Here is a 14827-nt window from a genome sequence, read left to right as displayed (position 1 = left end):
ACTCTGAATAACAATCACAAGCTGGAGCAAGCAGTAATGGCCACACTCAAGCGAACGCTTTCGCTGGGCTCGGTGGTGCTTTTCGGCATCGCTTATATGACCCCCATCATCGTCCTGGGCACATTCGGCATCCTGGCCGAGACCACGGGAGGGAGGGTACCTGCAGCCTACCTCGCTGCAGCCATCGCCATGCTCTTTACCGCCTTGAGCTACGGCCACATGGCGCGCGCCTTCCCGGTCGCCGGGTCCGCCTATACCTATGTGCGCAAATCGATCAGCCCGCAGCTGGGCTTCATCACCGGTTGGGCGGTGTTGCTCGACTACCTGTTCCTGCCCATGGCGATCTGGCTCATTGGCGCGGCCTATCTGCACTCGGCGTTCCCGGGCGTGCCACAAGCCATTTGGGTGCTGGCATTCATCGGCATCACCACAACGATCAATGTGATCGGCCTGCGGCTGGCCAAGACCGTCAATGGCCTGTTGATGTTCATTCAGCTGCTGGTGCTGGCGGCGTTCGTTGCACTGGCTGTGCACTATGTCTGGGGCGACCCCACGGTACCGCTGTGGACACTCGAGCCGTTCTACAAGGAAGGCACCCAGTTGCCGCTGATCATGAGCGGTGCGGCGATTGCCTGCTATTCATTCCTGGGCTTCGACGCGGTCAGCACCCTGACCGAAGAAACCAAGGAACCACGCAAGAACATCCCGAAAGCCATCCTGCTGATCACCCTGATCGGTGGCGGGCTGTTCATCGCCTGCAGCTACTTCGTTCAGCTCGCTCACCCGTCCACCAACTTTGCCAACGCCGACGCGGCGGCTTATGAAATCGCCCAGAACATCGGTGGCGACATCTTCGTCAGCATCTTCCTGCTGGGGCTGATCGTCGGCCAGTTCACTTCTGGCCTGTCGGCACAGGCCAGCGCCTCCCGGCTGCTGTATGCGATGGGGCGTGACGGAGTGCTGCCCAGGTCATTCTTTGGAAGGTTGAGCGAACGCTTCAGCACGCCGGTGCCCAGCATCATCCTGTGCGGGGTGGTCGCCCTGCTTGCCTTGCGCATGGACGTGACGACCTCCACCTCGTTCATCAACTTCGGTGCATTTCTCGCCTTCAGCCTGGTCAACCTGGCGGTGATCTTCCACTACTGGGTCGCCATGCAGCAGCGTGGTGCGAACGCGCTACTGATGTACCTCGCGTTCCCCTTGGTGGGCTTTGCATCCACGTTGTGGCTGATGGCAAGTCTTGATCACCTGGCGATCTACCTGGGGGCAGGCTGGCTCTGCCTCGGCGTGCTCTACCTGACGGTGATTACCCGTGGTTTCAAGCGCAAGCCCCCGGAGATGCACTTCGAGGAAGCCTGAGCTGTCCACTCAGGTCGATACGGCGCTTTGAGCGATGCTCTGGATGGCACCGGCGGCGCCGGTGTTTGCGGTTGAGTCTAAGGCAGGTCGCTAGCCGTGCAGGAGCGGCCTAGCGTCGCGATGGGCTGCATGGCAGCCCGGCGATTGTTGCGTTGATGCTGAAATCCGGGGGCCGCTTTGCGGCCCATCGCGACGCAAGGCCGCTCCTACACAGGTTCGGCGCCAGCCTTGAGGTGGCGCCGATCCTGTCAGGCCTTACACCGCCAGCGCGCGCTCACGCAGCTCGCTGTTGAGGATGCGGTCGTTCTCGCTGTAATCGACCGGGCAGTCGATCACGTGCACGCCCGGGGTCTTGATGCAGTGCTCGAGCAGCGGCAGCAGGCCTTCGGCGCTTTCCACGCGGTGGCCGTTGGCACCGTAGGCTTCGGCGTACTTGACGAAGTCCGGGTTGCCGTAGTCCAGGCCGAAATCGGTGAAGCCCATGTTGGCCTGCTTCCAGCGAATCATGCCGTAGCCGTCGTCACGCAGGATCACCACGGTGATGTGCATGCCCAGGCGTACCGCAGTTTCCAGCTCCTGGCTGTTCATCATGAAACCGCCGTCGCCGCAAACCGAGATCACCGGGCGGTCCGGGTGCACCAGGTGCGCGGCCATGGCCGATGGCAGGCCGGCGCCCATGGTTGCCAGGGCGTTGTCCAGCAGCACGGTGTTCGGCTTGTGTGCCTTGTAGTTACGAGCGAACCAGATCTTGTAGATGCCGTTGTCCAGGGCAACGATGCCTTCGGACGGCAGCACGCGACGGATGTCGGCGACCATGCGCTGCGGGTAGACCGGGAAGCGGTTGTCGTCAGCACCTTCGGCGATCTGAGCTTCGTTGGCTTCACGGATCGCCATCAGGCGGGTGAAATCCCAGTGCGAAGTGTCGTTCAGCGCTTCGCTGATCTGCCATACGGCGTTGGCGATGTCGCCGATCACTTCAACCTGCGGGAAGTACACGGCATCGACTTCGGCGGAGCGGAAGTTGATGTGGATGACCTCGGTGCCGCCACGGACCATGAAGAACGGCGGCTTCTCGATCACGTCGTGGCCGATGTTGACGATCAGGTCGGCGGCTTCGACGGCGCGGTGCACGAAGTCACCCGACGACAGTGCGGCGTTGCCCAGGAAGCGCGGGTGGCGCTCGTCGACCACACCTTTGCCCATCTGGGTTGTGATGAACGGGATACCGGTCTTGTCGATCAGCTGCTTGAGGACCTTGGCGGTCATCTTGCGGTTGGCGCCGGCGCCGATCACCAGGATCGGGTTACGGGCGTTCAGCAGCTTTTGTACGGCGGCGTCGATCGCCACGTGCTCGGCCAACGGGCGGCGGTGCAGGCTTGGCGGGATCGGCAGTGCGTCGGTCTGCTCGGCGGCGATGTCTTCCGGCAGCTCCAGGTGCACGGCACCCGGCTTTTCTTCTTCAGCCAGGCGGAAGGCTTCGCGCATGCGCGAAGGGATGTTGTCGGCGGAGGCGAACTGGTGGGTGTACTTGGTGATGGGGTCCATCATGCCGCACACATCGATGATCTGGAAACGGCCCTGCTTGGACTTCTTGATCGGCTTCTGGCCGGTGATCATCATCATCGGCATGCCGCCCAGGTAGGCATAGGCGCTGGCGGTGACCAGGTTGGTGGCGCCAGGGCCGAGGGTCGACAGGCTGACGCCGGTCTTGCCGGTCAGGCGACCATAGGTGGCAGCCATGAAACCTGCGGACTGCTCGTGACGGGTAAGTACCAGCTTGATCTTCGACTTGCGCAGGGATTCGAGCAGGTCGAGGTTTTCCTCACCAGGAATGCCGAACACATACTCGACACCTTCGTTTTCCAGGCATTGCACAACGACATCGGCGGCCTTGGCCATTTGGGGTACTACCTCAAAATCTTCGTGGGATTGCAGATTTATTAAGCTGCGTGACTGAGATGTTGCAGGATGTCTCAGTGGCGCGCATCGTAGGCCCTCTGGTTAATAATAATAAATATATTGTTATGATGCTTGGCATCACAGTTTGTTATGAACGGTAAACCCCCTCAATGAACCTCAAGGCATTGCGCTGCTGCGTCGAGATCGTGCGCCAAGGCAGCTTCACCAAAGCCGCGCAGCACCTGCATATCGCCCAGCCGGCACTGAGCATGGCCGTTACCCGCCTGGAAGAAGAACTGGGCGTCACCCTGTTCAACCGCACCACACGCAAAGTCATCCTGACAGCCGAGGGCGAACGCTTCCTGCCACGTATTGCAGCGGCCCTGCGGGAAATGGATGTGGCCCGGCAAGAGCTGCGCGACATGGCCGACCTGAAGCGCGGCGAAGTGCGCCTGGGTATCCCGCCGATGTTCGGCCTGCACTATGTGCCCGGCCTGATGAACGCCTTCCGCCAGCTGTACCCGGGCATTGCCATGACCGTGTTCGAAGGCAGTGCCGAGGACATCGGCCATCGCCTGGAACAACGGGAGATCGACCTGGCGCTGCTGGAGTCCCGGCGCGTGCCGCCCGACAAGGAATCGATCCTCTTGGGCAGCGATGAGATGCTGGCGTGCATGCACCCTGACCATCCCTATGCTGGCAAGGCCTTCCTCACAGCCGAGGACCTGCGCAATACCGACATGGTGGTGTTCGACCGCACCTTCGTGCAACGTCACCTGCTGGATGCGTTCTTTGCCGAACATGGCATCACCTACCGGGTAGCGCTGCAAAGCAACTTCGTATCGCTGGTGGTACAGGCCGCGCTGGACAACATGGGCGTGGCGACCCTGCTGCGCTCGGTGCAACAGCGCACGCCGGGCATCGTCGGCGTACCGTTCCAGCCAGCGCAGCAGATGAGCTTCCGCTTGTGCTGGCGCTCGGGGGAATACCTTTCGCTGGCCAGCAAGCGCTTCATCGATTTTGCCGCGCAGACTCATTACCTGGAGCGCTGACTCCACCTTGCTCGACGTCACTATCGCGAGTTGACTATGATCCCACCTTGAACGTTTCAGCATGTTTCACAAGGATCCAGATGTCAGTTCAGGAATTACCCCCTCTCCCTAGCAAAAGTACCGTCGCGAAGATGGAAGCCGCCATGGCGCTGGGCAGCTTTGCCATTGGCACCGGCGAGTTCGCCATCATGGGCCTGATGCCCGATATCGCCAGCAATCTGCAATTGAGCGAGCCCCAGGTGGGCCATGCCATCAGCGCCTATGCGCTGGGGGTGATGGTTGGCGCCCCGACACTGGCGATCATCGGTGCCAGGCTGTTGCGCAAGCACATGCTGCTGTTGTTGATGGCGTTGTATGCCGTAGGCAACCTGGCTACCGCCTTCGCCCCCTCGTTCGGTGGCCTGGTCGCCTTCCGCTTCATCAGCGGCCTGCCCCACGGTGCCTACTTCGGCATCGCGGCGGTAGTGGCATCGAGCATGGTGGCCAGGGACCAGCGTGCGGGGGCCGTGGCCCGGGTGATGATGGGGCTGACCGTGGCCATGTTGCTCGGCAACCCGGTTGCCACCTTGCTGGGCCAGTACTTCGGCTGGCGCTCGGCATTCGTGCTGGTCGGCGTGATCGCCCTGTGCACCATCGCCCTGGTCTGGCGCTTCGTGCCCCAGCGCCACGATGAAGTGCGCAGCGACCCGCGCAAGGAACTGCAAGCCTTCACCCTGCCGCAAGTGTGGATGGCGCTGGGCATCGCCTCGATCGGCTTTGCCGGCATGTTCTGTGTGTTCAGCTACCTGGCGCCGACCATGTTGCAGGTGACCCAGGTGTCGCCGCAGTGGATTCCATTCGGCCTGGCGGCATTCGGCGTCGGCGGCATCGTCGGCAACATCGCCGGTGGCAAGCTGTTCGACCGCCTGCAGTTCCGCGCCGTCGGGCTGGTGCTGGTGTGGTCGATTGCCGTGCTGCTGTTCTTCAGCTTTGCCGCACAGGCGCTGTGGAGCCTGCTGCTGGGCATTGGCCTGGTCGGCACCATGATTGCCCTGGCGGCGCCGTTGCAGATCCGCCTGATGGACATTGCCCATGAAGCGCCAAGCCTGGCGGCGGCGTCCAACCATGCGGCGTTCAACCTGGCCAATGCGCTGGGGCCGTGGCTGGGTGGCATGGCGATTACCGCAGGTATGGGCTGGACCAGCACCGGGTACATCGGCGCGGCTACGGCGCTGGTTGGGCTGGGGATCTACCTGGTGGCACGGCGGATGAAGGGCGGGCATTAGGACCGAATGCGGTTCTGAACTTTGGGGCTGCTGCGCAGCCCTATCGCGACACAAGGCCGCTCCTACAGGTTCTGCATTGCCCTCTAGGACGATGCCATCTTTGTGGGAGCGGCCTTGCGTCGCGAAAGGGCCGCAAAGCGGCCCCCGAATCAAACTTCAACGCGCCAGGCTTGCTGGCGGGCCAGTACCAGGCTGGCTGTCTCACCCAACAGGTCCGCATATATGCCAGGCGCAGTGGCGCCTTCGGTACTGATGAAGAGGATGCGGGCGGCAACATCCTGATTGCCGGCGGCGCCGAGTACATCTTCCCGTTGCCGTTCGTGAAGGACCAGAGCCAGCTGCGCAGCTCGGTGTTCGTCGATGCCGGCAACGTGTACGCCGACACCTGCTACCTGTCGACCACCCAGGGCTGCGGCAGCGTGGACCTGGCACAGATGGCCGTGTCGCTGGGGGTTGGCGTGACCTGGTACAGCCCAATGGGGCCGTTGAGTTTCAGCCTGGCGGCACCGCTGAAGAAGCAGGATGGGGCAGAAACCCAGATCTTCCAGTTCTCGCTGGGGCAGACCTTCTGATGCCTGACTCCGTGTAGGAGCAGCCTTGTGCTGCGAAGAGGCCAGCACGGCCGACGGAAATGTAGAGGCATGATTGGCCTCTTCGCAGCACAAGGCTGCTCCTACAGAGACCGCACCGAGCTGGCGTTGAGCATTACCCGCTTTTACCCCTTTGACAGTGACCTTGCTTAAGCTGCCCAGGACTCGTACCCCCGCCTAGCAGGACATGCCCATGCCACCCTTCACACCATGCTTCCCCACTTCACTGCGCCCCGACGAAGTCCCGCTCGCGCTACTTGACCTGGTCCAGCAGCGCCTGGCCGGGCTGCTCGGCCCTCGCTTCACCGTGGTACTTGGCGGCAGTGGCAACGGTGCCGGGGTCAGCCACTACCACCTGGCAATCCAGCACAACCAGAGCGGTGTTTCCATGGAGGACACCGGCGCCGTCGGTACCGGCTTCATCGATCGCCTGCTGCGCATGGCCACCCAGCTCAAGGCGATGCTCGACTCGGCCACGTTCAGCAGCATGGGCAGCGACGACCCGCACCGCCCACTGGTGTGGATCAGCGAGCTGGCCAGCCCCAAGGAAATGATTACAATGCATGCCCCAACCTGAAATATGTTTTTCCCATGAAATCACTGCTTTACGCCGTATCCTTACTGTTTTCCTTCACCCTCCCTGCCCTGGCCAGCCCGCCGGCAACCTTCACCGAGGCCAAGGTGGTGGCCAAGCAGAAGGTGTACATGGACCAGGCCAGCAGTGCCATGGGCGACCTGTACTGCGGTTGCAAATGGGCCTGGGTGGGCAAGTCTGGCGGGCGTATCGATGCCGCCTCGTGCGGCTACCAGACCCGCAAGCAGCAGAACCGCGCCGAACGCACCGAATGGGAACACATCGTGCCGGCCTACACCTTCGGCAACCAGCGCCAGTGCTGGAAGAATGGCGGCCGCGAGCATTGCGTGGATGACGACCCGGTGTTCCGCGCCATGGAGGCCGACCTGTTCAACCTGTACCCGGCAGTGGGCGAGGTAAACGGTGATCGCAGCAATTTCAACTACGGCATGGTTGCTGGCAATGCAGGGCAATACGGGCAGTGCACCACCAAGGTGGACTTCGTGCAGCGTGCTGCCGAACCACGCGACGAAGTGAAAGGCCTGGTCGCCCGTACCACCTTCTACATGTACGACCGTTACAAGCTGAGCATGTCGCGCCAACAGCAGCAGTTGCTGATGGCCTGGGACAAACAGCACCCGGTGTCTGCCTGGGAGAAAGAGCGTGACCGGCGCATTGCCGCGATCATGGGGCATGCCAACCCCTTCGTGACCGGGGAACGCAAATGGACCGCCAACTACAAGCCGGTCGGCAGTGGCGTAGTGCAAGCGGTGCCGGCGAAGGATGCCAAGCCAGAGGCCAAGCCGAGCCTGGCCAGTGCCGGGTCGGTGGGGGCGGTGCTTGGCAACCGCAACAGCCATGTCTATCACCTCTCCGTCGGCTGCCCGGGCTATACCCAGGTTACCGCGAAGAACCAGGTCACCTTCGCCACAGAGGGTGAGGCGCAGGCAGCGGGTTATCGCAAGGCGGGCAACTGCCGCTGATCGCCTTCCTCGGGGCCTGCGCGGCCCCCTTGCAATCGAGCGGGCTGCACGGCAGCCCGCAACAATGACCATCCGTCGCCCAGACGGCACCCCACTCCCCGCCCCCAGCCCAACGAATGACAGATCATCCGTAAAGGAGAGGTTCCATGATCCGCATTCGCCCACTTTCACTGTGCCTTGCCCTCGCCCTGGTCAGCGTCACTGGCACCAGCTTCGCCGCCACCGACACAGACACCGACAGCCGCCCGCAAACCGACCAGCACGGTGGCAAGACCGCCGGTGAAGACAGCAGCGTAAACAGCCCAGGCAGCAGCAAAACCAATGACAGCAGCGACACCGGCAGCAACAGCGATGCCGCCGACGGCGCCGCTGGCGGCTCGAACAGCACCGGCGAAGCCACCGGCTCCGGCGCCGGGCACACCGGTGGCACCGCCGAGGACCAGGACAGCCATTGAGGCCGGCCTGGGCTACACTGCGCCGGAACGCCCTGCCAAGGATTCACCATGAACCTCAAACCCTGGCTGCTCGCCGCCCTGCTGCCTTGCAGCGCCTTGGCCGTCGCTGGCAGCCAGGGCGCGCTGTCGATCAGCTCATCGTCCTTCACCGATGGCGGCGTGATCGCCTTGCAGCAGGTTGGCCCGGACCCGGCCTGTGGTGCTGGCGAAGAGCGCACCCCGCAACTGAGCTGGGACAACCTCCCCGCAGGCACTCAGTCGCTGGCACTGATCATGTTCGATCCGGACGGCGGCAAGGGTATTGGCGTGGTCCACTGGATCGCCTACAACATCGACCCGGCCCAGGATGGGCTGAAGGAAGGCGTCGCCGGGCTGACCGGGCAAGGCGTGACCGTGGGGCGCAACTCGCGGGGCACGCTCAGCTACCGCGGCCCCTGCCCACCCGCCGGCGACAACCCGCACCACTACGCGCTGACGCTGATCGCCACCGACCTGCCATTGGGCACCCTGCCCGAAGGCCTGGACCGCAGCGGCCTGCTGCAACTGCTGCAAGGCCACGCGCTGGGGGCGCAGAGCCTGGTCGGGCGCTATGGCCACTGAGCCTGGCCGTACCGGAACAATTAAACACCCCCATAGCATTTATCCATTGAATGGCCCAGTCGAACTGAAGTAAGCTCGGGCTCATTCACTGGAGAGCAACATGCCGAAACACACCCGCAACCACGCCAACCACACCGGTCGCACCCTGCGCCCTGTGCTGGCCGTTGCCGGCTGCGTGGCACCTGCCAGCTATTACTTTGGGTATTGGTTTAGCCACTAGGCGCCGATACCCACACGGCGCCCACCTTCGAGGGGCCGCCGAACATGAGAATACTCAAACCCCCGGTCGGCTCCCCGACCGGGGGTTTTGCTTTTCAGGCCTTTGAACAACACCGATTCACATTGAGGACAGATTCATGAACTACGCCACTTATTACTACGCAAACACCTACGCCTGGCGATTTAGCCAATCCCGTTCGGGCCAGCCTGCCGCCTCCGTTCGGTCTTCCACAGGTGGCAATGCAGCAGCCAATACGAATTCAACGACTTGTCGAACACCTCGATAGGGCCGACGACGCGGGCCAGAACCCGCCGTCCGCCCAGGGAAAAAACGCCATGCACGCTTCCAGCCTCGCCCTGACCCAGCCGCAAGCAGCCAACACCACCGTCAGCCAGCGCCTGCCCAGCCCGCACCTGCTCAAGCAGCAAATGCCGCTGTCCAGCGAACTTACCCAGCAAGTCCATGCCCACCGCCAGGCCATCCGCGACATCCTCGAAGGCCGCGACAAGCGCCTGCTGGTGATCGTTGGCCCGTGCTCGATCCACGACCCGCGCTCGGCCCTGGAATACGCCGACCGCCTGGCAGCCCTCAGCCGCGAAGTCGACGACAAGCTGCTGCTGGTGATGCGCGCCTACGTCGAAAAACCCCGCACCACGGTCGGCTGGAAGGGCCTGGCCTACGACCCGCACCTCGATGGCAGCGACGACATGCACGCCGGCATCGCCCTGTCCCGCGGGCTGATGCTGAACATGATCGAACGCGGCCTGCCGGTTGCCACCGAACTGCTGCAGCCAATGGCCGCCGGCTACTTCGATGACCTTCTGGCCTGGGCCGCGATTGGCGCGCGCACCACCGAGTCGCAGATCCACCGCGAAATGGTCAGTGGCCTGGAGCTGCCGGTCGGCTTCAAGAACGGCACCGACGGCGGCATCGCCATCGCCAGCGACGCCATGCGTAGCGCCGCCCACTCGCACCGCCACTTCGGCATGGATGCGCAGGGCTACCCGGCCATCATCGAGACCTTGGGCAACCCGGACACCCACCTGGTGCTGCGCGGCGGCCACAAGGGCCCGAACTTCGACGCCAACAGCATCGCCAAGGCCCGCCAGGCGCTGGCCAAGGCCGGGTTGCAGGCGCGGATCATGGTCGATTGCAGCCATGCCAACAGCGGCAAGGACCCGGCGCGTCAGCCGGCCGTTTTCAACGATGTGCTGGAGCAGCGCCTGGCCGGCGACCGCTCGATCGTCGGCGTGATGATCGAAGGGCACCTGTTCGACGGCTGCCAGGCGCTGGGCAAGGGCGCGCTGAAATACGGCGTGTCGATCACCGACGGTTGCCTGGGCTGGGCCTCGACCGAAACCCTGTTGCGCGAGGCGGCACAAAAACTCTAGGCAGCGGGACGCAAGCCTGGCGAGACATACCCCGGACAAGTGCGCTAGGCTTGCCTTTTTTACCCCAAGGAGCAGTACCCATGGCCCGTGCAACCGCCCGCCACATCCTGGTCAGCAGCGAAGAGAAATGCAACGAACTGAAAGCCCAGATCGAAGCAGGCGCCGACTTCGCTGAAATCGCCAAAGCCAACTCCACCTGCCCGTCCAGCCGCCAGGGCGGTGACCTGGGCTCGTTCGGCCCGGGCCAGATGGTCAAGGAGTTCGACACCGTGGTGTTCAGCGCCCCGATCAATACCGTGCAAGGCCCGGTCAAGACCCAGTTCGGCTACCACCTGCTGGAAGTGACCAGCCGCCAGGACTAAGTAGCCAGTAGCTGCTCATGTCCCCTGTGGGAGCGGGTTCACCCGCGAAAGCGCCAGATCAGGCAACGACGTTGCGTGAACGGACGCATTCGCGGGTGAACCCGCTCCCACAGGCCCTGTGTTACCTTTTTCTGCTTTGTTTTTCCTTCAATAGCCAGGCTGCACCCACCCACGCCCTCACCGTCTACGGCGAAGCCCCCCGTTACAGCGCCAGCTTCCAGCATTTCGACTACGTCAACCCCGACGCCCCCAAAGGCGGCATCCTGCGCCGCTCGGCCATCGAGATTGGCCAGTTCGACCATATCCTGCCGTACATCGACAAAGGCATCGGTGTCAGCGAGGTCGATGGCCTGCTGTACGCGCCACTGGCCGTGCGCTCGTTCGATGAACCCTACACCGTCTACGGCCTGATCGCCCGGCGCATGGAGCGCGGCCCGGAGGATGCCTGGCTGCGGTTCGAGATCGACCCGCGTGCCACCTTCGCCGACGGCAAGCCGGTGCGCGCCGAGGACGTACGCTTTACCTTCGAGCTGCTGATGAGCAAGGGCAGCCTGAGGTATCGCACCCAGTTCGCCGATGTTGCCGCCGTCGTGGTGGAAAGCCCACACAGCGTGCGTTTCGACTTCAAGCCTGACCACGGCCGCACCCTGCCACTGGACCTCGCCAGCCTGCCGGTTCTGCCCGAACACGACTGGCAGCAGCGCGATTTTGCCAACGGCGCCGGCTTCGACAAACCGGTCGGCAGCGGGCCGTACCGTATCGGGAGCATCGACAACGGCCGCAGCATCACCTTCCAGCGCGACGCCAACTGGTGGGCGCGCGATCTGCCGGTCAGCCGTGGCCGCTACAATTTCGACAAGCTGCGCATCGAGTACTTCGGTGATACCGAAGTGGCGCGGCAGGTGCTCAAAGGCGGCGGCTACGACTACAACCGCGAATTCTCCGCCACCGCCTACACCCTGGGCTACAACGGCGCGCAACTGGACGACGGCCGCCTGCAGCGCGCCCACCTGGGCCCGGCCAAACCGCAGGTGGCCCAAGGCTTCGTGTTCAACCTCGACCGGCCGCAGTTCAAGGACCGTCGCGTGCGCCAGGCGCTGGGCATGCTGTGGGACTACGAGTGGAGCAACCGGCAGATGATGCGCAACATGTACATCCGCCAGCAGAGCGTGTTCTCCAATACCCCGCTGGCCGCCCGCCAACTGCCGGATGCCGGCGAGTTGAAACTGCTCGAACCGTTGCGCGGCAAGGTGCCGGACGAAGTCTTCAGCACCGTGTTCACCGCCCCGGTCACCGATGGTTCGGGGATCATCCGCAAGCAGCAGCTGCAGGCACTGGCGCTGCTCGAACAAGCCGGCTGGCGCCCCGAAGGCGACCGCCTGGTGAACAGCCAGGGCACGCCGCTGGCGTTCACCTTCCTCAACGGCCAGGCAGGCATGGAGCGCCTGCTGCTGCCGTGGAAGCGTAACCTGGCCCAGATTGGCGTGACCCTGGACATCCGCAACGTCGATTCGGCCCAGTACGTCAACCGCCTGATGGCACGTGACTACGACATGATCGTCACCGGCTACCCGGTCACCCTGTCGCCCGGCGCCGAGCTGTACAACTATTTTGGCTCGGCGGCGGCCCACGACCCTGGGTCGAACAACCTGATGGTGCTGCAGGACCCTGCCGTGGACCGCCTGATCGACGGCCTGGTGCGCGCCGACACCCAGGCCGACATGCTGTACCACGCCCATGCCCTGGACCGGGTGCTGCAATGGAACTACTACTGGATCCCCAACTACTACCCACCGGGCAGCTCCACTGTCTGGTGGAACCGCTTCGGCCTGCCCAAGGTCCAGGCTGCCTATGACGAAGGCCTGGACACCTGGTGGGAAGTCAGCCCTGCCGCGCTGACCAACGCGCAAATGGCCGAACGCCGGAAATCCTCGCCATGACCACTTACATACTGCGCCGTCTGCTGCTGATCGTCCCGACCCTGCTGGCGATCCTGTTGGTCAACTTCCTGATCGTCCAGGCCGCACCGGGAGGCCCGGTGGAGCAGGCGGTGGCACGCCTGCAAGGTATCGGCGGCGGCGCTCCCGGTGCCCGGGCCGAGGTGGTGCACGGCGAGTCACGTGCTACCCGTGGCCTGGACCCGAAACTGATCGAGGAGATCAAACGCCAGTACGGCTTCGACAAGTCCGCCCCCGAGCGCCTGTGGCTGATGCTGGGCCAGTACGCCCGGCTGGACTTCGGCAACAGCTTCTTCCGCGGCGCCAAGGTCACCGACCTGATCCTCGACAAGTTGCCGGTAACCCTGTCGCTGGGCTTCTGGGCCACGCTGATCACCTACCTGGTGTCGATCCCGCTGGGCATCCGCAAGGCGGTGCGCCATGGCAGCCGCTTCGATGCCTGGAGCAGTGCACTGATCGTGGTCGGCTATGCCCTGCCCTCGTTCCTGTTCGCCCTGTTGCTGATAGTGCTGTTCGCCGGCGGCACCTCGCTCAGCTGGTTCCCGGTGCGCGGCCTGGTCTCGGACAACTTCGACGAGCTCAGCCTGCTGGGCAAGGTCGCCGACTACTTCTGGCACCTGGTGCTGCCGGTCGGCGCCCTGGTGATCGGCGGCTTCGCCACCCTGACGCTGCTGACCAAGAATGCCTTCCTCGACGAGATTTCCCGGCAATACGTGGTTACCGCCCGCGCCAAGGGCCTGAGCGAACGCCGGGTGCTGTATGGCCACGTGCTGCGCAATGCCATGCTGCTGGTGGTGGCCGGCTTGCCGCAGGCGTTGATCACGGTGTTCTTCGCCGGCTCGTTGCTGATCGAGGTGATCTTCTCGCTCGATGGCCTGGGCCGCATGAGTTACGAAGCGGCCGTGTCGCGGGACTACCCGGTGGTGTTCGGCACGCTGTTCATCTTCACCCTGGCGGGCCTGCTGATCCGCCTGATCGGTGACCTGTCGTACACCCTGCTCGACCCGCGTATCGACTTCGACACGAGGGCGCGCTGATGCTTTCACCGATCTCGCGTCGTCGCCTGCAACGCTTTCGCCGCAACCGCCTCGGCTGGGTTTCGCTGTGGCTGTTCGCCGCCCTTCTGCTGCTGAGCCTGTGCGCCGAGCTGGTGGCCAACGACAAACCGCTGCTGCTGGGCTACAAGGGCGACCTCTACGTGCCGGCGCTCAAGCGTTACACCGAGCAGCAGTTCGGCGGCCAGCTGCCGTTCCAGCCAGACTACCGCAGCGCCTATGTACGCCAGTTGATCGAGCAGCAAGGTGGCTGGATGCTGTTCGCCCCCATCCCGTTCAGCGCCGATACCCCCAACTACGACCTGCAGGTGCCCACCCCCAGCCCGCCGAGCGCGAGCAACTGGCTGGGTACCGACGACCAGGGCCGCGACGTGCTGGCCCGGGTGCTGTATGGCACCCGGGTATCCTTGCTGTTCGCTTTCGCCCTGACCGTAGTCAGCGTGCTGATCGGGGTGGCGGCCGGTGCTTTGCAGGGCTACCACGGCGGCTGGGTCGACCTGGTCGGCCAGCGCCTGCTGGAGGTGTGGTCGGGGTTGCCGGTGCTGTACCTGCTGATCATCCTCAGCGGGTTCGTCGAGCCGGACTTCTGGTGGCTGCTGGGGATCATGGCGCTGTTCTCCTGGCTGACGCTGGTCGACGTGGTGCGCGCAGAGTTCCTGCGCGGTCGCAACCTGGAGTACGTGAAGGCCGCAAGGGCACTGGGGTTGCCAGACAGCCAGGTGATGCTGCGGCACATCCTGCCCAATGCCATGAACGCAACGCTGACCTATGTGCCGTTCATGCTGACCGGGGCGATCACCACCCTGACTGCACTGGATTTTCTGGGTTTCGGCATGCCGGCAGGGAGTGCTTCGCTGGGAGAGCTGGTGACCCAGGGCAAACAGCACCTGGAGGCGCCGTGGCTGGGCTTTACCGCGTTCTTTGCGCTGGCGGTGATCCTGTCGCTGCTGGTGTTTATCGGGGATGCCTTGCGCGAGGCGTTCGACCCCAGGGGATAGGATTTCAGGTCTGGCCCATTCGCGGGTAAACCCGCCTCAAGGTTTGTGGTGACCCTGTAGGAGCGG

Annotated in this window: 13 protein-coding genes and 1 pseudogene; 13 read left to right on the top strand and 1 reads right to left on the bottom strand. The window is 63.8% G+C overall.

Features of this window, described 5'->3' with window-relative positions:
• Nucleotides 1-36: 36 nt before the first annotated feature.
• Nucleotides 37-1359 (top strand): APC family permease, encoded by a 1323-nt coding sequence (locus M1D87_RS13315; RefSeq protein ID WP_123084149.1) that lies wholly within the window; start codon nt 37-39, stop codon nt 1357-1359.
• A 255-nt stretch (nt 1360-1614) separates the two neighbouring features.
• On the opposite strand, the gene M1D87_RS13310 is transcribed toward M1D87_RS13315, so the two are convergent.
• Nucleotides 1615-3258 (bottom strand): acetolactate synthase large subunit, encoded by a 1644-nt coding sequence (locus M1D87_RS13310; RefSeq protein ID WP_013972567.1) that lies wholly within the window; start codon nt 3256-3258, stop codon nt 1615-1617.
• Nucleotides 3259-3428: 170 nt separating this feature from the next.
• Here M1D87_RS13310 and M1D87_RS13305 point away from each other — a divergent pair, with 170 nt between their 5' ends.
• The 12 genes and pseudogenes from M1D87_RS13305 (at nt 3429) to M1D87_RS13250 (ending at nt 14761) form a co-directional block, all read left to right on the top strand.
• Nucleotides 3429-4310, top strand: a complete 882-nt coding sequence (locus tag M1D87_RS13305) for a LysR family transcriptional regulator (protein WP_123084150.1) — start codon at nt 3429-3431, stop codon at nt 4308-4310.
• Nucleotides 4311-4390: 80 nt separating this feature from the next.
• Nucleotides 4391-5575 (top strand): MFS transporter, encoded by a 1185-nt coding sequence (locus M1D87_RS13300; RefSeq protein WP_123084151.1) that lies wholly within the window; start codon nt 4391-4393, stop codon nt 5573-5575.
• A gap of 251 nt (nt 5576-5826) precedes the next feature.
• A pseudogene (locus M1D87_RS13295) lies at nt 5827-6147 on the top strand (BamA/TamA family outer membrane protein); the annotation flags it as partial.
• A 211-nt stretch (nt 6148-6358) separates the two neighbouring features.
• On the top strand, nt 6359-6742 hold the full coding sequence (locus tag M1D87_RS13290) for a hypothetical protein (RefSeq protein WP_123084152.1): 384 nt from the start codon (nt 6359-6361) through the stop codon (nt 6740-6742).
• A 14-nt stretch (nt 6743-6756) separates the two neighbouring features.
• Nucleotides 6757-7722, top strand: coding sequence for an endonuclease (locus M1D87_RS13285; protein WP_123084153.1), 966 nt, complete (start codon nt 6757-6759; stop codon nt 7720-7722).
• A 146-nt stretch (nt 7723-7868) separates the two neighbouring features.
• A complete protein-coding gene (locus M1D87_RS13280; RefSeq protein WP_039613437.1) occupies nt 7869-8177 on the top strand; it encodes a hypothetical protein in 309 nt (102 codons plus the stop codon).
• A 48-nt stretch (nt 8178-8225) separates the two neighbouring features.
• The gene (locus M1D87_RS13275; protein ID WP_013972562.1) at nt 8226-8777 is read left to right on the top strand and encodes a YbhB/YbcL family Raf kinase inhibitor-like protein; all 552 of its coding nucleotides are present in this window, start codon (nt 8226-8228) and stop codon (nt 8775-8777) included.
• A 555-nt stretch (nt 8778-9332) separates the two neighbouring features.
• Entirely contained in the window at nt 9333-10388 is a 1056-nt protein-coding gene (locus M1D87_RS13270; protein ID WP_123084154.1) for a 3-deoxy-7-phosphoheptulonate synthase, read from the top strand.
• Nucleotides 10389-10468: 80 nt separating this feature from the next.
• The gene (locus M1D87_RS13265) at nt 10469-10750 is read left to right on the top strand and encodes a peptidylprolyl isomerase (protein ID WP_123084155.1); all 282 of its coding nucleotides are present in this window, start codon (nt 10469-10471) and stop codon (nt 10748-10750) included.
• Nucleotides 10751-10761: 11 nt separating this feature from the next.
• Complete coding sequence (locus tag M1D87_RS13260; RefSeq protein WP_232881670.1) at nt 10762-12690, top strand: extracellular solute-binding protein; 1929 nt, start codon at nt 10762-10764, stop codon at nt 12688-12690.
• Nucleotides 12687-13745, top strand: a complete 1059-nt coding sequence (locus M1D87_RS13255) for a microcin C ABC transporter permease YejB (RefSeq protein ID WP_123084157.1) — start codon at nt 12687-12689, stop codon at nt 13743-13745. Before M1D87_RS13260 ends, M1D87_RS13255 begins: the two co-directional genes overlap by 4 nt.
• The gene (locus M1D87_RS13250) at nt 13745-14761 is read left to right on the top strand and encodes an ABC transporter permease (protein ID WP_025339234.1); all 1017 of its coding nucleotides are present in this window, start codon (nt 13745-13747) and stop codon (nt 14759-14761) included. Before M1D87_RS13255 ends, M1D87_RS13250 begins: the two co-directional genes overlap by 1 nt.
• Nucleotides 14762-14827 lie beyond the last annotated feature (66 nt).

This window comes from Pseudomonas sp. SA233 (assembly GCF_054792385.1).
The sequence above is the reverse complement of the archived record's forward strand: the minus strand, read 5'-3'. Positions and strand labels throughout refer to the sequence as shown.